Origin of the sequence: Arthrobacter crusticola, assembly GCF_004357995.1 — a bacterium.
Lineage (GTDB): Bacteria > Actinomycetota > Actinomycetes > Actinomycetales > Micrococcaceae > Arthrobacter_D > Arthrobacter_D crusticola.
The window spans coordinates 587907-608466 of sequence record NZ_SMTK01000001.1 but is presented as its reverse complement, the minus strand read 5'-3'; the positions used below and the strand labels follow the sequence as shown (position 1 = coordinate 608466).

Below are 20560 nucleotides of genomic sequence, written 5' to 3'. Positions count from 1 at the left end.
ACTAGGCCCATGGTTGACGATCCGCTCATGCAGCGCGCCCGCGAACTCGACGACAAGGACCCGCTGGCCGGGTACCGTGACCTCTTCATCTCGGACGACGCCGACGGCATTGCCGCGTACCTCGACGGAAACTCCCTCGGCCGCCCCCTCGCGGCAACCGAACAGAGCCTTGCCGATTTCGTTCGGCACCAATGGGGATCCCGCCTGATCCGCGGCTGGGATGAGGGCTGGCTCGAACTGCCCGAACGGATCGGTGACCGGCTGGGGAGCATTGTCCTGGGCGCGGCCCCCGGGCAGTGCATCGTCGCCGACTCCACGAGCGTGCTGCTGTACAAACTGGGGCGCGCCGCGGTCTCCGCCAGGCCTGGCCGCACCGAAATTGTGATCGACCGTGACAATTTCCCCACCGACCGGTTTCTGATGGAGTCCATCGCCCGCGAGCGCGGCCTCACCGTTCGGTGGCTTGAGGTTCCCTACGACGGCGGGGCGAGCGCCGAGGCCGTCACCGGCGTCGTCGGGCCCTCGACCGCCCTCGTGGTGCTGAGCCACGTGGCGTACCGGTCCGCCCACGCGGCCGACGTTCCCGGCATCACCTCGGTGGTCCACGACGCCGGGGCCCTGGTGTTGTGGGACCTGAGCCACTCGGTGGGTTCGGTGCCCCTCGAACTCGACGCCTGGGGAGTCGATTACGCGGCCGGCTGCAGCTACAAGTACCTCAATGGCGGCCCCGGCGCCCCGGCGTGGGCGTACGTCGCCGCACGGCACCTGGATTCCTTCGACCAGCCCATCCAGGGCTGGCTCGGCAGCGCCGATCCCTTCGCCATGGGCGGGTCTTACGAACCGGCGCCGGGGATCCGCAGGATCGTGTCCGGCACTCCGCCCATCCTCGGCATGCTCGCGCTGCAGGACATGCTCGATGTGCTGGAGAAGGCCGGCATCGGGGCGGTGAGGGAGAAGTCGGTGGCCCTGACCGGTTTCACCATCGAGGCCGTCGACGCCCTCCTGGGCCCGGCCGGAGTGGTGGTGGCCTCGCCGCGTGTGCCGGGTGAGCGCGGCGGCCACATCACCATTGACCATCCGAAGTTCGCCACCATGGTGCCCGGCCTCTGGGAGCAGGGCATCATCCCCGATTACCGGAACCCCTCGGGCATCCGGCTGGGCCTGTCCCCGCTGACCACGACATTCGAGGAGACATTGGTCGGGATCCTCGCCATCGCCGACAAAATGGGTGCGAAAAGGGCCGGGCCTGTCGTTCGTTGACCTACACGGACTATTGTGGGGCTATTGCCCGGACCGGCGCCGGGCGCCCTGAAGGGGGCGGCTGATCAGTGCGGACAAGTGGAGGCAAGGGCATGGCTGAGGACGTGGGCGATCCATCCACCCAGCGGGTAGGTACCCTGCTCCAGGACATGGTGCTCGACAGCACCGATGTCGAGGAGTTCCTGACGGAACTGGTGAAGCTCGCGGCCGCAACGTTCGAGGGGCGGCACGGGGAGATGCTGTGCGGTGTGACCCTTCTGCGTCCCAAACGGGCGGGCACCGTGGCCAGCAGCAGCGAGCACGCCCGGAACATGGACGAAATCCAGTACAACTTCGAGGATGGGCCGTGCCTGCGCGCCGCCCGGGAGGAGAAGCTGGTCCACGTCCCGGACATCACCCAGGACAGCCGGTTCCCGGAGTACCGGGACGCCATCGCCGAGCACGGCATCCGCTCGATCCTCGGAGTTCCGATCCTCCTTGACGGTGACGCAAACGCGGGGCTGAACCTCTATTCGGACCACGTCGACGCGTTCGATGACGACGCCATCGCTGCGGCCGAAACCTTCGCGGACGAAGCGTCGAAGGCCCTGCGGCTGGCCGTGCGCATCGCCCGGCTGACCGAATCCGCCAACGACCTCAAGGCCGCGATGGAATCCCGGACCACCATCGACCTCGCCGTGGGGATCATCATGGGCCAGAACCGCTGCGGCCAGGATGAGGCGTTCGGAATCCTCCAGTCGGCCTCAAACACGCGGAACATGAAGCTGCGCGACGTCGCCACCGCCATCGTGGCCTCGACCGGGAAGTCCACGCCGAAAACCCACTTCGAGGTCTAGCCGCGCCCGGGCTCCTGCCCCGGGTCAGCCACGTCCCGCAAGGACCTGATGCGGGTACTGCGCCCCGCGGCCCTGAAAGTCGAGGATGGCCGGGTTGATTACCGCTCCGTCTCGGATTTCGATGGCGCGCCTCAGCGTCTCGTTGGCATCCCAGGCCGCCGGCCCCTCCAGAACCGGGCCGAGGAACGGCAGCAGCGCCTCGCTGATCTCCCAGGTGGCCGAGTCCCACAGGTAGGACGGGGTGTGGTCGACGGCGTAGTAGCGGACGTGGTCCCCGACCTCGAACACCGGTTCGGCGAACGAGGTGGGCCGGGCCCAGCTGAAGCCCATGCCCCGGTCACAGGAGACATCGATAATGAGGCTGCCAGCGGAGAACAGGGGAAGGTCGGCTTCCTGGAGGTACATCAGCGGCGCGTTGGGATTCTGCAGGGTGCAGTTCACCACCAGGTCATAACGGGCCAGGTAGGGGGCCAGGGGCACCCGGCCATCCTCAGTCAGGACCTCGCTCAGCTGCGGCTCCCCGGCGGTGGCTTCGATCTGGGCGATGCGGGCCGAGTGGATGGGTGAACCGACGGCCGCCACGCCCCGGTTCGTCAGGATCTGCACGTCGCTGACGCCGTGGGCGTTCAGGGCGGTGACGGCGCCCCGGGCGGTTGCACCGAAGCCGATGACCGCCGCGGTGAGCCTGCGGCCGTAGTCCCCGGTGAGGCCGGAGAGCTGCAGCGCGTGCAGGACCGAGCAGTACCCGGCCAGCTCGTTGTTCTTGTGGAAGACATGGAGGGAGAACCCGCCGTCCTCTGTCCAGTGGTTCATTGCCTCGAAGGCAATCAGCGTGAGCCGCTTGTCGATGGCCAACTGGGTGATCTCATGATCCTGGACGCAGTGGGGCCATCCCCAGAGCACCTGGCCGTCAGCCAGGGAGACGAGGTCGGACGCCTGCGGCTTGGGAAGCAGAACGACGTCGGAGGAGGCAATGATCTCCTCGCGCCTCAGCAGGGGCCCGACCAGCGGCTCCAACTGCGCATCGGAGAGACCGAACTGGACACCGTAGCCCTGCTCAACGCGCATCCGCCCTCGGATCTCGGCGTCGATCCGCTCGAAGTGGCGAGGGTGGAGGGGAAGCCGTCGTTCGTCAGGCTTGCTCGAGAGGGAAAGGACACCAAGGCGCAGTTTCGTCATGGTTCACGCCCTCCCGGTTCCGGCGGAGGCCGCAGGCGCAGGCTCCCGCGTTCCCGGTGGGGACGGAGTGCAGGGCATCGGTGAAACCGAGTGTGGGCAGGTCTGGATCATCGTTGCTCCCTAGGAGGAACCGTGGGGTTCCGTGCGTTGACACTACACCCAGCAGGGCGTGCTCCTGCACCGTCCTCTTCTCAGGGCGGCGCGGTGGGGCGCGCCTTCATTGCATCCATTGCTTCCCGGGCCTTCCGGGGCACGCCGGGGCCGTCCGAGGCGAAGTCCAGTAACCCGGATCTTCCCCGGAAGTCAATAGGTGTGCGTCCTACCGCTTCTGCGGGCGGCTTCTATACTTTCGGTGTGGCAATGTCGCTGCTGTTCGGTGTCGTGGCATCGAGCGCCCTGGTCATCGGGGCGCTCATCGGAGTGCGTTTCAACCTCCCCAAGCGGCTGCTGGCCATCCTCCTGTCCTTCGCCGCCGGTTCGCTGATCACTGCACTGGCCTTCGAACTGTTCGAGGACGCGTTCGAGCACGGCGGGATCTGGCGGGCCGCGATCGGGCTCGCCGCAGGGGCCATCGTCTTCACTGTCCTGAGCGCGCTGCTCGACCGCTGGGCCCAGGCCGGGTCGCAGGATACCCCGGCGGACGAATACCAGGGCAGCGCCAAGCTCGACACCGACTCCGCCGCCCAGGGCCATGCGCCCTCGAAGGCCTCGACCAAGGGGGCAGCGGGCCTGGCGCTGCTGGCGGCGGTGACCCTCGACGGCGTCCCCGAGAACGTGGCCCTGGGCGTCGCCCTGGGGGAGGGGACCGGCGGGCTGGCTCTGCTTGCCGCCATCTTCGTGTCGAACTTCCCGGAGGCCCTGGTGGGCGCGTCTTCGATGCGCGACCAGGGGAGGTCCTCGGCTGCGATCGTCGGCCTGTGGGTGGGATGTGCCGCGCTGCTGGTGATCGCCGTCCTCATCGGGGCCGGACCGCTGTCGGGCAGCGACCCCGAGACCATCTCCATTCCGCTTGCTTTTGCCGCCGGCGCGGTGATCGCTTCCCTGGCCGACACCCTGATGCCCGAGGCCTATGAGAACGGCGGGCCCGCCGTGGCGCTGAGCACCGCCGCGGGCTTCCTGCTGTCCTTCGTCCTCTCCCTCATGTGAGGAGGCGGGGACGTCGGGCCGTTCCGCAGGCACTTGTACTGTAGGGCGATGAGCGAAACGACCTTCCTGCGCAGCCCTCTGCTTTATACGGGAGCCCAGTATGCGGCGGCGGCACGAGTGCCCACCGGGGAGCACCTTATCTTCACGGCCGGGGCGTGTCCGCTGAATCCTGACGGATCGACGGCCGCCCTCGGCGACTACCGCGGGCAGGCGGCCAAGGTGATGGACAACCTTCACCTGGCGCTCGCCGCCGGCGGCGCCGACTTCTCCCATCTCGTTAAGACGACCGTCCTCGTGGCATCGAGCGACCGTGAGGACCTGGCCGGGGTCTGGAACGTCGTTCGGGCAAGGATGGGGGACCGGGACGTGCCGAGTACGCTTCTCGGCGTCGCGGTACTCGGATACCCGGACCAGCTGGTGGAGGTCGAGGCCATCGCTGCCCTTCCGGTCCCGGATCCCCTAACATTTGCGCCCTGACCGGCATCACTCCGACGCGCCCGTTCCGCCGGAGCCAGCCCGGTGTTTCGGCCGCGCCGGAGGCAGAGCGGCGTCCAGGGCTGACCGCACCCTTGGATCGAGTCCGCCCCCGCTTCGAATCTCATTGGCACAACCTAGCCCCTTTCGGTGGGCTCGCGGTGATGCTACGCGTCGACAGTGCCCACCCGCCAAGAACCGGCAGGCATAATGAGGCCCATGCAGCCACAGTGGAGTCCCCGGATCGGCTGGAACGACCTGCCCGCGCACGTCCGGGCCGGCGTCGAAGGAGTCCTTGGGGAACCCGTGGCCGAGTTTGCCGGCCAGCAGGGAGGATTCTCCCCCGGCAGCGCGGACCGGGTGGTGACCGCCACCGGCCGGCGGGCGTTCGTCAAGGCGGTGGGCCCTGCCCTGAACGCCGCCTCACCGGGCATTCACCGGAAGGAAGCTGCTGTCGCCGCCGTCCTGCCCGGGAACCTGCCCACGGCGTCCCTGATTGGCGCGTTCGACGACGGCGAATGGATTGCCCTCGTGCTCACCGACGTGGATGGACGCCACCCCCACCTTCCCTGGCAGTCCGACGAGGTGGGACTGGTCCTCGATGCCTTGCTGACGGTGGCCTGGACACCGGTCCTCCCGGCGCTGGGCCACCTTCCCGACCTGGCCTCGGAAGTCGGCCCCGAGTTCGCCGGCTGGGAGCGCGTACGGGCCGATCCGCCGCAGGACGCCGACGGCTGGGTTCTGGAGAATCTGGACTTCCTCGAACGGCTGGCGGCACGCGGCGTGGAGGACCTCCGGGGCGAGTGCCTCGTACATACCGATCTGCGGGCCGACAACATCCTGATCACCCCGGCCGACGCGGCGGTGCTTGTGGATTGGCCTTGGGCGTGTGTCGGTGCCGGGTGGTTCGACGCGCTGAGCGTCCTGATCAACATCCGGGTCTTCGATCCGGCCTTCGAGGTGGAGCCCATTTTGGGGAGCCACCCGATCTTCGGCGGGGTTGCGCCGCAGAGCATCGACGGTGTCCTTTCGGGGTTCGGCGCCTACTTCACCGACGCCGCCCGCCAGCCGCCACCGGCCGGACTGCCCACGCTGCGGACCTTTCAGCGGCAGCAGGGGGATGCCGTCCTCGGCTGGCTCCGCCAGAGGCTTACCGCACGCAGCTGAAGCCGGGCGCAGGTTCCGTGATCCACGCGAGCCCGGTGGGGTGGTCGGCCGACTGGCGGTGCCCCGCGTTCACGTTGCGGCTTGCCAAAGTCGCCAGTAGCGGCTTCGATGCGCTGCTGTTCGAGTCCCAGGACGGTACACCGCCGACGACGCGAACGTGCGTCGCCAGTTGCGCCGGTTGCGCCGCCCCATCCGCGAACTGAAAGGACTAGCATCTCGCCATGGACGGCCAGGAGATCGGGGAGAGCGATGTTCGGAAATTGGCCACGGGCGCTTCGGCACCCGGCGACGCCGTTTGGGCCCTGCCGGAAGCCATGACAGGCCGGGCAAGCCCGGCAAAAGCGGCGATCGGGGACAAGCCGGTCCACGCGTACATCGCCAGTCTTCCCCAGCCGCAGCGTGGCATCGCCGCAGCAGTGGATGCGCTGGCTGCCAAGACGCTGCCCGACCTCCAGCGCTCAGTGAAGTGGGGCATGGCGTATTACGGCGTCGGCGACGGCTGGTGCTTCAGCTGCGGTGGCTTCGCCGACCACGTCAAGCTCATGTTCATCGGTGGCGCGGCGCTGAAGCCTGTACCGCCGGTGACGCCGGTGGGAATGGGCAAGTCGACGCGGGGCGTGGAGCTTGAATCCGTGGATGACCTCGATGAACGGCAGATCGCGGCGTGGATGCAACAGGTCGCATCCGTTCCGGGTGTCGGGGGCAAGAAGCGTTGAACTCGGGGCTCAACGCCCAGTTGTGCGGTGGCCGGGAATTCGTGAAACGCGAGCTGGACGGCCCCGTCAAACGCAGCCACGGGATTCCCAGGGCGGTGACGATGGAGCCGGCGGACAGCCTTCGGGTCCAGAAGAGTGTCAGCGGGCCCGATCGAGGCGGTGACGAAGACCGGATGCGACCGCAGGCCACTCGGGGGCAGTGATCGAAAAGACAACGGTGTCCCGCAGGGTGCCGTCGGCCATGCGGCTGTGGGCGCGGAGCACACCGTCCTGGCGGGCCCCAAGCCGGGCGATGGCCTCCCGCGACTGGAGGTTGTGCCAGTGGGTCGTGAAGGTCACGGAGGCACAGCCCTCGGTTTCGAAGGCGTGGGTCAGCAGCAGGAGCTTGCTTTCGGCGTTGGTTCCGGTCCGCTGGGTCGACAGCCGGTTCCAGGTGTAGCCAATCTCCACGCGTGGCGTCGCCCTGTCGATGTCGCAAAAGGTCGTCATCCCCAGCACCTCGCCGGTCCGCGCGTCCAAGGTCGTGAAAGGAAGCATCTCTCCTTCCGCCTGACGCGCAAGCCGGCGGTCGATTTCCTCCGCCATGCCTTCGGGGGAGGGAATGCTCGTGTACCAGAGATTCCACAGCTCACCGTCACGGACGGCATTAATCAGCCCTTGGTAATGACGGTGGGCGAGGGGTTCGAGGACAACCCGGGAACCGGTGAGTGTCAGGGGTGTGAAAGCCATTGAATCATCCAAGCACAGACGACGTGCTGCCCGGTCCGCCCGGGGTGCGTCCTACAACGGCTTTTTCGCCAGCTGCTTCACCCAGGAGGGCGTTTCCTTGCCCAGCTTCCGGTCGGTGGTCAGCCGCAGGCGTGCTGCACGGATCCGGACCCGCTGCTCGTCGCCCTGGGCGGGGTGGTCGGCGGGCTGGCGGCGTCCCGCGTTCACATTGCGGCTTGCGGTTGCGCTCATTGCCCTGCCTCCTCCACGATCGGTTCCCCTGCTGCTCCATTCTCTCCCACGCCGTCAACCCCGTCCACTTCCGACGGGAGGAACCGCGCCCACGCGACCTCGAGGATCGCCACCTCCTCGGGGCCGGCGAGGTCGCTGGCGGCGAGGCTGTCCAGGACGCCCAGGCCGATCTCCTGGCGCGGAGGGTCCTCGGACATGGCCGCGTCAAGCGCCCATTCGGCCCGGGCCCACCACTGGGAGCGCTGGTCCGCCTCCCGGCGGTCCCGGACGTTCCGCCACGCGAACACTCCAGTGATGACCGCCGTCAGGAGGATGGCCAGCGGCCCGAACGAGCTGACCACCTCCCACCACGGGGTGCCGTTAGAGACGATGTCGACCCTGATGGGGTCGGGCGGGGTCGTGGCGGACGGCAGCATAGTCCCAGCCTAACCTCGGGTTCCGACAGGGTTGGAGCCTAGAGGCCGACCGCCGACACGAGGATCCACGCGAGGCCCGTGAGGAGGAAACCGGCCAGGCCCAGGACGGTGGTCAGGACAGTCCAGGTGCGCAGGCCGTCAGCCACGGACAGGCCAAGGAAGCGGGTGACGATCCAGAAGCCGGAATCATTGATGTGCGAGAGTCCGAGGGCGCCGAACCCGATGGCGATGGCGATGAGCGCGACCTGCACGGTCGTGAATCCGCCGCCGGTCACCGAGGCCGCAAGCAGGCCCGCCGTGGTAATGATGGCGACCGTTGCCGACCCCTGGGAGGCGCGCAGCACCGCGGCCAGCACGAATCCGAGGAGCAGGACCGGCAGTCCTGCGGCACTGAGGGTGTCGGCGAGGGCGGTGCCGATGCCCGAGGTGGTCAGCACCTTGGCGAAGACGCCGCCCGCACCGGTGACAAGGATCACGATGGCCGTGGGGGCCAGCGCGGAGTCCATGACCTCTCCTGTCCGCTCGGAGGACCAGCCCCGCCGGACGCCCAAGAAGTAGTAGGTGAGGGAGAGGGTGACCAGCAGGGCGAAGATCGGTGCGCCGATGAACGAGAGCACGGCCCGGGCGCCGCTCTCCTCGGGCAGGAGGACGCTGCCCACTGTTCCGAGCATGATCATGGCGATGGGAAGGACGATGAGGGCGATGATCATCCCGGCCGAGGGCGCCTTGACCTTGACGGCCGTGCTGCGGCCCGCGGCGGACGCACCTGCCGCGGGATCCGGGGAACCGCCTGTTGCCGCCGCTTCGCGCTCGACGTCGGAGGTTCCGGTGCCGAAGAGCCGGAACTGCTCGGCCGTGGCCGGAAGCATTGAGAAGTCCCTGCGGTTGAGGCGCTTCGCGACGAAATAGCCGAGGACCCCCACCGGGACACAGATGGCGAGGCCGAGGATGGTGATCCAGCCGATGTCGGCGCCAAGCACTCCGGCGCCTCCGACGATGCCGGGGTGCGGAGGCACGACCACGTGGATGGCCAGCATGATGCCGCCGACTGGCAGCCCGAATTTGACCGGACTGACGCCGGCGGCCTTGGCGAAGCCGTAAATGATCGGCACAAGGATGATGAACCCGACATCGAAGAACACGGGAATGGCCAGCACGAAGGCCGCTGCCGTCAGGGCCGCGATGACCCGTTTCGGCCCGAGGATGGAGGTGAATCTGCCCGCAAGCGCTTCGGCGCCGCCGGAGACTTCGATCATCTTGCCGAGCATCGCGCCCAGCCCGACGAGGATGGCGACGGAGCCGAGGGTCCCGCCCATCCCCTCGATGACCGTCGCGATGATGTCGCCGATCGGAATGCCGGTGACAAGGGCCGTGAGGACGCTGACCAGGAGCAGCGCCAGGAAGGCGGGAATCTTGAATCGAATGACCGCCACGAGGAGCAGCGCCACGGCTGCAACCGCCGTGAGGAGTAGAAGGAAGGTGCTCATTGCCAGTCTCCTTTAACCGAGGGACAGATCGTGGGTTCAGGGTTGGGGTGAGGGTTTTTCCGGTGCGATGACGGTGATGACCGCGGAGTCGTCGGCCGCGCCGTGGCCTTGGGCCTGCCCGAGCAGGAAGAGCTGTTCGGCGGCGGAGGCCAGCGGGGTGGGCAGCGAGACGGCGCGGGCGGCCTTGGTGACGATGCCGAGGTCCTTGACGAAGATGTCGAGCCTGCTGAGCACTTCGGCGCCCTCCTCGTCCCATGCCTGGAGGATTCGGGGACCGCGGTTGCCCAGCATGAAGGACGCGGCAGCACCTGCCTGCAGCGCTTCGAGGGTTTTTTCCGGCTCGAGGCCCATCGCGTGGGCAAGGGCCAGTGCCTCGGCCGCCGCAGCGATATGGATGCCGCACAACAGCTGGTTGACCGTCTTCAGCGCCTGGCCGTCACCTGGCTTGTCGCCGACGACCGTCAGCGTCGATGCGAGCTGGTCCAGAACGGGTGCTGCGGTCTCACGCGCCTGGGGCGAGGCTCCCACAACGATGAGCAGGTCACCCTGGCCGGCGCGGACGGGGCCTCCGGAGAGGGGTGCGTCGACGAGGTCGACGCCGAGCTCCGCCAGGCGGTCTGCGACCTGGACGACGGCTTCTACGCCGACGGTGCTCGCCATAATGACGACCGAGCCGCGCTGAAGGGCCGTTGCGATGCCCTTCGTTCCGAACAGCACGTCGACGAGCTGGTCCCCGCTGCGCACGGCCAGGAGCACCGCATCGACGCCCTTGACCGCCGTTGCAGCCGAGTCGAAGGTGGTGATGCCGGCCTGCGACGCAAGGTCGAGGCGTTCGGCGGCTATGTCGAAGCCGTGCACTACAAGCTTTTCCGCGAGCCGCGTCGCCATGGGCAGACCCATGGCGCCGAGACCCAGGACGGCGGCCGTGTAGGGAGATTCGGTCATTGCGTTTCCTTTGCTGTCGTGAGGGTGGGGGACTCGGCCGTCAGGGTTGCTACGACCTCGGAGAGCGAAGTGTCGGATCCGACGTTTCCTGCGAAGACGACGTAGGGGATTCCCTGCGCAGGCCCGTCGGTGGGTTCCCAGAGGGAGACGATTCCCGGCAGCATGGGGCCGCGGACCATCGCGCGGCGGATCTTCAGCGCGTGGACGGCCACATCGGAGGAGGTAATTCCTCCTTTGGCTACGACGAAACGTGGCGGGGTTGCTGCGAGGATCCGGCCGACGACGTCGACGACCGCGGCAGAGACCCGCCGGGAGATGGCCAGGCTTTCCTCTCCTGTCGCCGCGCTGACAAGCTGGCGGCTTGTATGGATGATGACGTTTCCCTCCTCCAGCGCCGCGGCTGCGGCCTGAACGAGCGGGGACAGGTGTGCTTCGCGGGTTTCCTCCCCGACGACGAGGCCGACGTCGATCACCCCGGTATGGACGCTGGGAAACCTGCCCTTGAGATGCTCGAGCTGGCGGCCCGTGACACCGACGTGGGAGCCGACGATGATGAGCCCGCCGCGGTTGTTCTCCCCGGGGCCGGCGTAGATCTCCGGCCGGGTCAGGGGAGGGTGGGGGAGCTGGCCGATGGCGGCCCGTACAAAAGGCGGGCCGACGCGGAAGAGGAAGTGCTTGCCGCGGCGCTGTGCCTCCCGGCACCCGAGGGCCAGGAGCCGGAGATCGTCCTCGGTGACGGCGTCGGCGACGACGGGAGCAGAGGAGGTGGCCGTGTCCAACGCGTCCGCAATCGCCGCCGCTCCTGCCCGAAGGGTGGCGAGGTTCAGAGGCAGCACGTCCTGGGCCTGCCAGCGGCCCCGGGTTTTCTCGCTGACATAGTCCCGGAGATCCGAGGAGCGGTAGCCGAAGGTCGCGTCGCGGGCGAACTCGGTCTCCGCGACGGGAACCAGGTTCCCGCCGTCGCGCATGTAGTGTACGGATCCGATGGTCACCCGCCCCGCATCGGGGAAGGCCGGAGCGATGATCACCCCATCGATGGCCGTGCCGGTCTCCGCAACGATGGCGCGGGCCAGGACGTCCGTCTCCAGCGGAAAGTGGCCGCGCAGCGTGGAGTCGCCGCGGGAGACAAAGACCAGCTCCCGGCCAAGCCGGGCGGCAGCCCGGAGGGAGTTTTCGGCGATCGTGCGGTTGCGGGCCTCGGCGTCTGCCTCGCTGAGGCTGCGGGTGTTGGTGAGCACATAGAAGGCCGGAGGGGACTGCTCCAGCGCCCAGGTGATGTCGGCCTCCTCCCAGGAGGTGAGGACAGGGAGATCGGCGACGGACTGGGTTCCGGTGGGGTCGTCATCGAGGACGACGAAGACCGAGCGCGGCAGGGAAGCGGCGAGGTCACCCGGGGCCACCTCGACGGGGGCGGGAAATGGGGCAAGGGCGGAATCGATCAGCAACGAGAACTCCTTTGTAATCAGATGTCTGATATCTGAGTCTAAAGGTGATCTTCGTTACATACAAGGGATTTCTACTGTTGGTTCAGGACATACTCGCGCAGGTCGTCGGAGGTCTGGTCCATGTGGCGGTCCATGGCTGCGCGGGAGAGCTCGGGATCCCCTGTTGCGAGGGCCTCCATCACCTCACGGTGCATCCGGATCGCATGCTGCTGGATGTCGGGCACCGCGGAGGTTTCCCGTCGTGCGGCGCTGAGCAGCCGGCCGAGCGGTTCGTACAGGGCGGGAAGCAAGATATTCCCCGAGGCCCGGAGGATCACATCGTGGAAGGCTATATCGGCGGCGACGAACGCGTCGACCTCGTTGCGCGCCGCGGCCTCCTCCATGTTCCGCAGATGACGGCCCAGCCCGGCCAGGTCACGCTCGGTCATGCGGGACGCAGCGAGGGCCGCCGCTCCCGTTTCAATCATCCGCCGCACTTCAAGGAGCTGTGTCGAGGTGGCACCCTTCCCCTGGGACTTGTCCGATGCCTTCACCATGGCTTCGAGCGAGGTCCATGACTCGGGAGGATTGACGTAGGTGCCGCGGCCGCGGGTGACCCGGACAACATTCTGGGCACGGAGGGCCTTGAGGGCCTCCCTGACGGTGAGGCGTGATACCCCGGCTTCGCCTGCGATCTCCGCTTCGGCGGGCAGCGCGTCCCCCACCGCATACCGTCCGTCGATGATCTGCTCGAGCAGCTGATCGGCGACCGTGTCAACGAGTGTCTTGCGGCTCATTCCACACCCTTCATCGTAAGGAGATCCACGATCACCCTAGCGGGCTGCGGGACGCCTGTGCGTCCGGTCCGGTCCGGTTCGGTTAAACAAAAAGGCCCCCGCCAGATTTCTCTGGCCGGGGCCTTCGCTGTGCGCGGAGGGGGACTTGAACCCCCACCCTCAATAAGAGGACTAGCACCTCAAGCTAGCGCGTCTGCCATTCCGCCACCCGCGCGGGTGGGCTTTTTCCGGTTGAAAACCTTCGAAAGCGGCGAAAAAAACTCTAACACGACATCGGCCCAGAAGTTGAATCGGGGGATCGGTGGGCCCTCCGGGGCCCGGTTTTCCGGGGATTTCGAGCACCACAGGGCGGCGGCACAGTGCGGCGGACCGTTGCAGGTTGGACCAGCACACCGGGCACCTCGGTAGGCTGGGACCAACCGCACCCGAGGAGGACCCAGCGATGGCGATCACGCCCGAAGACGAAGTTGTACGCATCTGCCAGGAGCTCATCCAGATCGACACCTCAAACTTCGGCGACAACGCCGGCCCGGGGGAGAGGGCAGCCGCCGAGTACACGGCGGGGCTGATCGAAGAGGTCGGGCTGGCGACGGAAATCTTCGAAGCCGCCCCGGGGCGCGCGTCGGTCATCGCCCGCATGGAGGGGACTGACTCATCCCTGCCGGCCCTCGTGGTTCACGGCCACCTCGACGTCGTGCCGGCCCAGAAGGGGGACTGGAGCGTCGACCCGTTCAGCGGCGAGGAACGCGACGGGCTCATCTGGGGCCGCGGTGCCGTCGACATGAAGGACATGGACGCGATGATCCTCTCGGTGCTGCGCCATCTCCAGCGCACAGGCGCCCGTCCGCGGCGGGACCTCATCTTCGGGTTCTTCGCCGATGAGGAAGCCGGCGGCAAGTACGGCGCGTCCTGGCTCGTTGACAACAAGCCCGGAGTCTTCGACGGAGCCACCGAAGCGATCTCGGAGGTCGGCGGTTTCTCCGCCACCATCGGCGGTCAGCGCACCTACCTCCTGCAGACAGCCGAGAAGGGCATATCCTGGCTGCGGCTGCTCGCCCACGGGAGGGCGGGACACGGTTCCCAGATCAACACGGACAATGCGGTGACCCGGCTGGCGCGCGCCGTGACCCGGATCGGGGAGTACACCTGGCCGATCGAACTGACGCCCACCACCCGCCAGTTCCTCGACGGCGTCACCGAACTCACCGGAGTCGAATTCGACCCGGACAATCCCGAGCAGCTGCTGGCCGAGCTCGGCACCGTGGCGCGCTTCGTTGGCGCGACGCTGCAAAACACCGCAAACCCCACGATGCTGAAGAGCGGGTACAAGCACAACGTCATCCCGGGCACCGCCGAGGCCCTCATTGACGTGCGCACCCTCCCCGGGCAGCAGGAGAAGGTGCTGGAGATCGTCCGCGACCTCGCCGGCGCCGGCGTCGAGGTGTCCTATGCGCACCAGGATGTGTCCCTCGAGGTGCCCTTCTCGGGCAACCTCGTGGATTCGATGATCGATGCCCTGCACGGCGAGGACCCCGGAGCGAAGGTCCTGCCCTATACCCTCTCGGGCGGCACCGACAACAAGTCGCTGAGCCGCCTGGGCATCACCGGGTACGGCTTCGCGCCCCTGCAGCTGCCCGACGAGCTGGACTTCACCGGCATGTTCCACGGCGTCGACGAGCGCGTCCCGGCCGACTCGCTGCGCTTCGGTTCGCGGGTGCTCACCCGGCTCCTGAGCACCTACTAGGGCCGCCGTGGAAGCCGCCGACCTGCTGACCGACGCCCTGCTTGAACGCTTCAGGGAGCGCGCCCCACGGTACGACGCCGAGAACACCTTCTTCACGGAGGATCTGGCCGACCTCAAGGCGGCCGGCTACCTCCGGCTGTTCTGCGCCGTCGACGACGGCGGATCCGGCGCGGGAATGCGGCAGGCGGCCGCCGCCCAGCGGCGGCTGGCCGCCGCCGCGCCGGCGACGGCCCTTGGCATCAATATGCACCTGGTCTGGACGGCAATCGCCGTGCTGCTGAGAGACCGCGGGGACGACTCGCTCGGCTTCATCCTCTCCGAGGCGGCCGCGGGGGAGGTCTTCGCCTTCGGCCTTTCGGAACCCGGAAACGACGCGGTCCTCTTCGACTCCACGACCGCCGCAGAGCCCGGCCCGGACGGCTCGCTCACCTTCACCGGCACCAAGATCTTCACGAGCCTTTCCCCGGCGTGGACGCGCCTCGGAGTGTTCGGGAAGGATTCCGGAGCCGGCGTCGACGGAGAGGGCCAACTCGTCCACGCCTTCGTTCCGCGGGGCACTCCGGGCGTCTCCATCATCGAGGACTGGAACCCTCTTGGCATGCGCGCCAGCCAGTCCAACACGACGCGGCTCGAAGGGGTGCGGGTGCCTTCCGGCGCAATTTTCCGCAGGCTCCCGGTAGGACCGAACGCCGACCCGTTCGTGTTCGCCGTCTTTGCCGCCTTCGAGACCCTGATCTCCGCCGTTTACGCCGGCATGGCCGACCGGGCCCTCGAGTTATCGGTGGAGGCCGCGCGCCGGCGTACCTCCCGGGTGCGCGGCGTCAGCGCGGCCCAGGACCCGGTGATGCGCCACCGCATCGCTGCCGGGGCCATGCGGGTGGACGCGCTCGACGCGCAGCTGAGGGCCGTGACGGCCGACCTGGACGCGGGGACCGACCACGGCCCGTTCTGGTTCGCGAAGCTCGTCGGCCTGAAGACGGCGGCCGTCGACACCGCGCGCGGTCTCACCGAGACGGGGCTGCAGGTCTCCGGCGGGTCGGGATATGCGGCATCGAGCGAGATCGCGCGGCTGTACCGGGACGCCCTCGCCGGACAGTTCCATCCCTCAAACGAGGATTCCGCGCACAACACGGTGGCCACCGCGTGGCTTGGCCCGCTGGAGAGCTAGGCGGTGCGCTCCACCCGCAGCACCTTGCGGCGCAGCCAGTAGCGCCGGCTGCCGCCGAGGTAGATGCAGCTGCGCTCGAGTTCCCACTTGCCGTACTCGGCGTGTTCAGTGAGGACCTTCCGTGCCGCGCCCACTGGTTCACCGGCGTTGACGGTGAGCACGAGGTACTCGTATTGGCGGCCGAAATCCCGTTTACGGACAGCGGTTGAGTTCAGAAATTGCTCTCTCATATTCCTCCAATTTCGACCACTTTACCGATAACGTCTAACTCATGAGCATAGATCCGCGTGTCGCGCTCCAGGCCCTTGTCACCGCTCTCGAAGAGCACCTTGCGGCATCCGCTACGCGCAGGATGGACGACGATCCCGCGGTAGAAGCCGCCTATCTCGCCATCGCGGATGCCTTCGAGGCCTATGAGGAAGCCCTCTACGACGCCCACGGCGAGGTGACCCCGCTGGAGATCTACGAGGAGTCCGACGAGGACGCCGATCTTGAGGACGACGACCTCGACGAAGTCGATGACGACGCCGACGCCGAGACGGACGACGTCAACGCCACCCGCGAGTGACCTGCCTGTCGCTGACATAACCGGGGACCGACATAGCCGGGACCAACCCACCCGGCATGACCGGTGGCGCCCGCAGGAGGCGTCCCCAGCAACCGCCGGAACTGTCAGTCGAAGCGGGCGGTCGAAGCAACCGCCGGAGCGGGCAGTCCCTAGACCAGGGGCGCCGAGACCTCACTGAGGGCCTCGGCAATCTGGGCGGCGACCGGATCGGGGGTTGTGCCCAGGAGTTCCTTGAGCTGCTGAGGGGTCCTGGCACCCACGACGGCGGCGGCAACCCCCGGGCGGCCCAGCAGCCACCGCAGGGCGAGGTCGTGCGGCTGCAGGTCGAGGCCTCGAGCGGCCGTGCAGAGCGCGTCCACAACCCGCAGCGGCCTTCCCTCGAGATAGGTTTCGACGTACGGGGCCCACACGTCGGAGGCGCGGCGGGAATCGGCGGGGGTGGAGACCCTGTACTTGCCGGTCAACACCCCGCGGCCCAGGGGAGCCCAGGCCAGCACTCCGGCACCCATGGCGGTCGCGGCAGGCACAGCGCCGCGTTCGGCTCCCCGGTTGAGCAGCGAATATTCAATCTCGTTGGCGATCAGCGGAACGCCGGCGGTGGCTGCGGCGCGCGCGAACTCCCAGCCGGCGTGGTTGGCCACGCCGACGTACCTGGCCCGGCCCGAGGCGTAGGCCGCCTCGAGCGCACTGAGGGTTTCAGCAAGTGGAACCAGCGGATCCGGCGCCGGGGCGAGCCACAGGTCCACGTGGTCCGTGCCGAGGCGGGAGAGCGACGCGTCGAGCGAATCGAGGAGTCCCCGGCGGGAGACATCGGCTCGGTGCGTCCCCGCGCGCACGGCGCCGGCCTGGACTGCCAGCACCAGTTCGGACCGCGCCACGGTGTCGCCCAGAAAACTGCCGAGCATCGCCTCGGCCCGCCCTGCCCCATAGCCCCCGGCGGTCTCCACCAGGGTGCCGCCGGCGTCGGCGAAGATCCGCAACTGCTCGCGCGCCGCCTCGTCGTCGACCTCCTGCCCCCAGGACATGGTGCCGAGCCCCAATACCGACACGGCAAGGCCGCTCGTCCCCACGTTTCGCCGATGCATAGGCCCAGCCTAAAGCCTCGAAGTCGAATGGTGCCTTAGGGTCTTAACATGTGAATTGGTTCGAAGCTGCCATCCTGGGCCTTGTTCAGGGACTAACGGAGTTCCTCCCCATCTCCTCGAGTGCCCATCTGCGCATCGCGGGGGAGCTCCTACCCAACGCCCAGGACCCGGGGGCGGCCTTCACCGCCATCACGCAGCTCGGCACCGAGACGGCGGTCGTCGTCTTCTTCTGGCGGGACATCGTCCGCATCATCCGGGCGTGGTTCGGCTCCCTGAGCGGGAAAGTTCCGCGCAATGACCCCGATGCGCGCATGGGGTGGCTGGTGATTCTGGGCAGCCTGCCGATCGTGATTCTTGGCCTGCTGTTCCAGGACCAGATCGAATCGACCTTCCGCAGCATGTGGCTGGTCGCAACGATGCTCGTGGTTTTCGGCCTGTTCCTGGCCATCGCCGACGCCGTGGGTAAGCAGGCGCGCACCCTGGACCGGCTCACGTACCGCCACGGCATTCTCTATGGATTCGCCCAGGCCTTAGCCCTCATCCCCGGCGTGTCCCGCTCCGGCGGGACCATTACCGCCGGTCTGCTGATGGGTTACACCAGGGAGGCCGCCGCCCGGTACTCCTTCCTGCTGGCAATCCCGGCCGTGTTCGGGAGCGGCGTGTTCCAGCTGGTGAAAAGCCTGGACACCGAGGGGCCCTACGGTGCCGGGGAGACGGCATTGGCGACGGTCATCGCCTTCGCGGTCGGCTTCGCCATCATCGGCTGGTTCCTAAAATTTGTCTCCACCCGCAGCTACGGCGTTTTCGTCTGGTACCGGATCCTGCTGGGCATGGTTTTGTATGTCCTGCTGGGCTTCGGTGTGATCAGCGCCTAACCCTCCGGCGCACGGATTCGGCCGGAACCGCTCCGCCAAGACCGTATGGTAGAAGGTGTGATTGCGTGGAACTCCAGCCCTGTCCCAAACCTTCCCGGCCGGCAGTCCGGCGTCGAACTGTTCGACACGGCACAGGGCCGCGTCGTCGAACTCGCCCCCGAGGAAAATCCAAGCCTGTATGTCTGCGGCATCACCCCGTATGATGCGACCCACCTCGGGCACGCCTCGACCTACGTCGCCTTCGACCTGCTGAACCGGGTCTGGCGCGACACCGGCGCGCGCGTAAACTACGTCCAGAACGTCACCGACGTCGACGATCCGCTCCTGGAGCGGGCCACCGCCACCGGAGTGGACTGGCAGCAGCTTGCCGCGGACCAGATCCAGCTTTTCCGCACCGACATGGAGGCGCTGAACGTCCTTGCCCCGGACCACTACGTCGGTGCCGTCGAGTCCATCGAATGGATCGTTCCCGAGATCGAGTCCCTGCTGGAGGAGGGCCTGGCCTACCGTGTGGCGGGCACCGACGGAGCCCCTGACGGCGATGTGTACTTCTCGGTTGAAGCCGCCTCCGCCCTCAATCCGGAGAACCCGTCCCGCTGGGCGCTTGGCCTGGTGTCCCACCTGTCCGAGGACCAGATGGCCGAGCTCTTCGCCGAGCGCGGGGGGGATCCCGAACGCCCCGGGAAGAAACACCGGCTCGACCCCCTGTTGTGGCGGGTCGCCCGCGAGGGTGAGCCGCACTGGGAGGGCGGGTCCCTCGGCGAGGGACGCCCGGGCTGGCACATCGAGTGTTCGGTCATCGCCCAGCGTTTCCTGCCTGCGCCGCTTACGGTGCAGGGCGGCGGCAGCGACCTGGTCTTTCCCCATCACGAAATGAGTGCCGGCCACGCCTGGGCCGGAAGCGGCGCACCCCTGGCCCGGCACTACGCCCACGCCGGGATGGTCGGCCTCGAGGGCGAGAAGATGAGCAAGTCCAAGGGAAACCTCGTGCTCGTCTCCGTCCTCCGCAGGGAGGGGGTGGACCCGGCGGCGATCCGGCTGGGCATCCTCAACCACCACTACCGCAGCGACTGGTCCTGGACCTCCGGAGTGCTCGCCCGCGCCACGGCGCAGCTCGAGTCCTGGCGGGCTGCCCTGCCGCGGGCGGACGAGGAGTCCGCCTCCGCCCTGATTGCCGAGATCCGGGCGGCCCTGGCCCGTGACCTCGACGCCCCCGGTGCGGTTGCCGCCGTGGACCGCTGGGCCGAAAAGGCCCGAACCGCCGGCGAAGGCACTCCTGCCGGCGCCGCGCAGGTCACGGCCGCGCTGGACGCACTGCTCGGCATCCGCCTCTGAGGGAGGCCGGCGCCGGGCGGGCAGGCCTGCGCAGCCCGGCGCCGGTGACGGCCCCGGCCGGGGCTACTGCTCGCGCCGGCGCTTCTTGAGGTAGCGCTCGAACTCGCGGGCGATCGACTCGCCGCTTGCCTCGGGCAGGTCGACGGTGTCCTTGGCTTCCTCAAGCTGGCGCACATAGGCGGCCACCTCGGGGTCCTCGGTGGCCAGCTCGTCCACCCCGCGCTCCCACGCCTCGGACTCCTCGCTGAGCAGCTGCGTCTCAAGGCTCACCTGCAGCAGCTCCTCGAGCCGGTTCAGCAGGGCCAGCTGTGCCTTCGGCGAGGGGGACTGGCCCACATAATGGGGCACGGCCGCCCACAGGGACAGGGTGGGAATGTCCGCCAGGAGTCCGACCTCCGCAAGCACGCCGACGATCCCGATCGGCCCCTCGTAGGTCGAGGGCTCGACGTCGAGGCTCTCGCGGACGAGGTCGTCGTCGGAGGTCACGGTCACCGGGATGGGCCGCGAGTGCGGCACGTCGGCCAGCAGCGCCCCGACCAGGACGATGCAGTCGACCTTGAGCTCCTTCGCCGAGGCGACGAGCTCGGCTGTGTAGGCCCGCCACTTATAGGACGGCTCGACGCCGTGCACAAGGATCAGGTCGATGTTCGAGTTCGGGATCGAGGCCCGGCTGATCTTCGTCGTCGGCCACTTGATCCGCCGCTGGCCCGCGGCGTTGCGCTTGATCAGCGGGCGGGTGAACTGGAAGTCGTAGAACTCATCGGCATCGATCGTTGAGATCTTCTCGCTGCCGAGATACCTGCCAACGAACCGGAGCGCGTCACTGGCCGCCTCGCCGGCATCGTTCCAGCCCTCGAAAGCGGCGAGCATGATGGTGACCCGCCGGGTCGGATCCGAGGCATCCTGGAAGAGGTCACGGACGCCGCGTGGCTGGCTCTCGTCGAAGGTGTTCACTTCTTCACCCTAAACCTCCCCCCG

22 protein-coding genes and 1 tRNA gene are annotated in these 20560 nt (G+C 68.0%); 11 read left to right on the top strand and 12 right to left on the bottom strand.

Translation table 11 applies throughout. From position 1 onward, the window contains the following. Positions 1 to 9: 9 nt before the first annotated feature. Entirely contained in the window at positions 10 to 1260 is a 1251-nt protein-coding gene (locus E2F48_RS02855; RefSeq protein WP_133402467.1) for a kynureninase, read from the top strand. 92 nt (positions 1261 to 1352) lie between these two features. Beyond that, positions 1353 to 2096 (top strand): GAF and ANTAR domain-containing protein, encoded by a 744-nt coding sequence (locus E2F48_RS02850; protein WP_133402466.1) that lies wholly within the window; start codon positions 1353 to 1355, stop codon positions 2094 to 2096. Between the two features lie 24 nt (positions 2097 to 2120). Here the strand turns inward: E2F48_RS02850 and E2F48_RS02845 are convergent, their stop codons facing one another. After that, positions 2121 to 3275, bottom strand: a complete 1155-nt coding sequence (locus E2F48_RS02845; RefSeq protein WP_133402465.1) for a N(5)-(carboxyethyl)ornithine synthase — start codon at positions 3273 to 3275, stop codon at positions 2121 to 2123. Positions 3276 to 3635: 360 nt separating this feature from the next. Here E2F48_RS02845 and E2F48_RS02840 point away from each other — a divergent pair, with 360 nt between their 5' ends. The 4 genes from E2F48_RS02840 (at position 3636) to E2F48_RS02825 (ending at position 6778) form a co-directional block, all read left to right on the top strand. Next, the gene (locus E2F48_RS02840; protein WP_165968683.1) at positions 3636 to 4421 is read left to right on the top strand and encodes a ZIP family metal transporter; all 786 of its coding nucleotides are present in this window, start codon (positions 3636 to 3638) and stop codon (positions 4419 to 4421) included. A 48-nt stretch (positions 4422 to 4469) separates the two neighbouring features. Continuing rightward, positions 4470 to 4898 (top strand): RidA family protein, encoded by a 429-nt coding sequence (locus E2F48_RS02835; RefSeq protein ID WP_133402463.1) that lies wholly within the window; start codon positions 4470 to 4472, stop codon positions 4896 to 4898. A gap of 216 nt (positions 4899 to 5114) precedes the next feature. Further along, complete coding sequence (locus E2F48_RS02830) at positions 5115 to 6062, top strand: phosphotransferase (RefSeq protein ID WP_133402462.1); 948 nt, start codon at positions 5115 to 5117, stop codon at positions 6060 to 6062. 221 nt (positions 6063 to 6283) lie between these two features. After that, entirely contained in the window at positions 6284 to 6778 is a 495-nt protein-coding gene (locus E2F48_RS02825) for a DUF1801 domain-containing protein (protein ID WP_246018488.1), read from the top strand. A 138-nt stretch (positions 6779 to 6916) separates the two neighbouring features. Here E2F48_RS02825 and E2F48_RS02820 read toward each other — a convergent pair whose 3' ends face one another. From E2F48_RS02820 to E2F48_RS02785, 8 genes are all read right to left on the bottom strand, one after another. Further along, the gene (locus E2F48_RS02820; RefSeq protein WP_133402461.1) at positions 6917 to 7507 is read right to left on the bottom strand and encodes a GNAT family N-acetyltransferase; all 591 of its coding nucleotides are present in this window, start codon (positions 7505 to 7507) and stop codon (positions 6917 to 6919) included. Between the two features lie 51 nt (positions 7508 to 7558). Beyond that, positions 7559 to 7738 (bottom strand): hypothetical protein, encoded by a 180-nt coding sequence (locus E2F48_RS02815; protein ID WP_133402460.1) that lies wholly within the window; start codon positions 7736 to 7738, stop codon positions 7559 to 7561. Then, complete coding sequence (locus E2F48_RS02810) at positions 7735 to 8154, bottom strand: hypothetical protein (RefSeq protein WP_133402459.1); 420 nt, start codon at positions 8152 to 8154, stop codon at positions 7735 to 7737. Before E2F48_RS02810 ends, E2F48_RS02815 begins: the two co-directional genes overlap by 4 nt. Before the next feature lie 38 nt (positions 8155 to 8192). Beyond that, complete coding sequence (locus tag E2F48_RS02805) at positions 8193 to 9641, bottom strand: GntP family transporter (protein WP_133402458.1); 1449 nt, start codon at positions 9639 to 9641, stop codon at positions 8193 to 8195. Positions 9642 to 9677: 36 nt separating this feature from the next. Next, positions 9678 to 10586: an NAD(P)-dependent oxidoreductase gene (locus E2F48_RS02800; RefSeq protein WP_133402457.1), complete on the bottom strand. Its 909-nt coding sequence runs from the start codon at positions 10584 to 10586 to the stop codon at positions 9678 to 9680. Continuing rightward, positions 10583 to 12031, bottom strand: a complete 1449-nt coding sequence (locus E2F48_RS02795) for a four-carbon acid sugar kinase family protein (RefSeq protein WP_425455743.1) — start codon at positions 12029 to 12031, stop codon at positions 10583 to 10585. Before E2F48_RS02795 ends, E2F48_RS02800 begins: the two co-directional genes overlap by 4 nt. Before the next feature lie 71 nt (positions 12032 to 12102). Next, positions 12103 to 12807: a FadR/GntR family transcriptional regulator gene (locus E2F48_RS02790; RefSeq protein WP_133402455.1), complete on the bottom strand. Its 705-nt coding sequence runs from the start codon at positions 12805 to 12807 to the stop codon at positions 12103 to 12105. A gap of 130 nt (positions 12808 to 12937) precedes the next feature. After that, a tRNA-Leu gene (locus E2F48_RS02785) sits at positions 12938 to 13021 on the bottom strand. A 228-nt stretch (positions 13022 to 13249) separates the two neighbouring features. Here E2F48_RS02785 and E2F48_RS02780 point away from each other — a divergent pair. Together E2F48_RS02780 and E2F48_RS02775 are read left to right on the top strand one after the other, a co-directional pair. Continuing rightward, complete coding sequence (locus E2F48_RS02780) at positions 13250 to 14551, top strand: M20/M25/M40 family metallo-hydrolase (protein ID WP_133402454.1); 1302 nt, start codon at positions 13250 to 13252, stop codon at positions 14549 to 14551. Positions 14552 to 14558: 7 nt separating this feature from the next. After that, positions 14559 to 15719: an acyl-CoA dehydrogenase family protein gene (locus E2F48_RS02775; RefSeq protein ID WP_133402453.1), complete on the top strand. Its 1161-nt coding sequence runs from the start codon at positions 14559 to 14561 to the stop codon at positions 15717 to 15719. Here the strand turns inward: E2F48_RS02775 and E2F48_RS02770 are convergent. Beyond that, the gene (locus tag E2F48_RS02770) at positions 15716 to 15949 is read right to left on the bottom strand and encodes a DUF5703 family protein (protein ID WP_133402452.1); all 234 of its coding nucleotides are present in this window, start codon (positions 15947 to 15949) and stop codon (positions 15716 to 15718) included. The two genes, E2F48_RS02775 and E2F48_RS02770, sit on opposite strands and share 4 nt — an antisense overlap. A gap of 41 nt (positions 15950 to 15990) precedes the next feature. Here E2F48_RS02770 and E2F48_RS02765 point away from each other — a divergent pair, with 41 nt between their 5' ends. After that, the gene (locus E2F48_RS02765) at positions 15991 to 16287 is read left to right on the top strand and encodes a hypothetical protein (RefSeq protein ID WP_133402451.1); all 297 of its coding nucleotides are present in this window, start codon (positions 15991 to 15993) and stop codon (positions 16285 to 16287) included. Between the two features lie 149 nt (positions 16288 to 16436). Here E2F48_RS02765 and E2F48_RS02760 read toward each other — a convergent pair whose 3' ends face one another. Beyond that, on the bottom strand, positions 16437 to 17372 hold the full coding sequence (locus E2F48_RS02760; protein WP_133402450.1) for an aldo/keto reductase: 936 nt from the start codon (positions 17370 to 17372) through the stop codon (positions 16437 to 16439). Positions 17373 to 17422: 50 nt separating this feature from the next. Between E2F48_RS02760 and E2F48_RS02755 the strand changes: the two genes are divergently transcribed. After that, on the top strand, positions 17423 to 18247 hold the full coding sequence (locus tag E2F48_RS02755) for an undecaprenyl-diphosphate phosphatase (protein ID WP_133402449.1): 825 nt from the start codon (positions 17423 to 17425) through the stop codon (positions 18245 to 18247). A gap of 57 nt (positions 18248 to 18304) precedes the next feature. Continuing rightward, on the top strand, positions 18305 to 19582 hold the full coding sequence (gene mshC, locus E2F48_RS02750) for a cysteine--1-D-myo-inosityl 2-amino-2-deoxy-alpha-D-glucopyranoside ligase (RefSeq protein WP_133402448.1): 1278 nt from the start codon (positions 18305 to 18307) through the stop codon (positions 19580 to 19582). 63 nt (positions 19583 to 19645) lie between these two features. Here the strand turns inward: mshC and E2F48_RS02745 are convergent, their stop codons facing one another. Beyond that, positions 19646 to 20536 carry a PAC2 family protein gene (locus E2F48_RS02745; RefSeq protein WP_185149774.1) on the bottom strand — a complete coding sequence of 297 codons (891 nt, stop codon included), beginning with the start codon at positions 20534 to 20536 and terminating at the stop codon, positions 19646 to 19648. Positions 20537 to 20560: the final 24 nt, after the last annotated feature.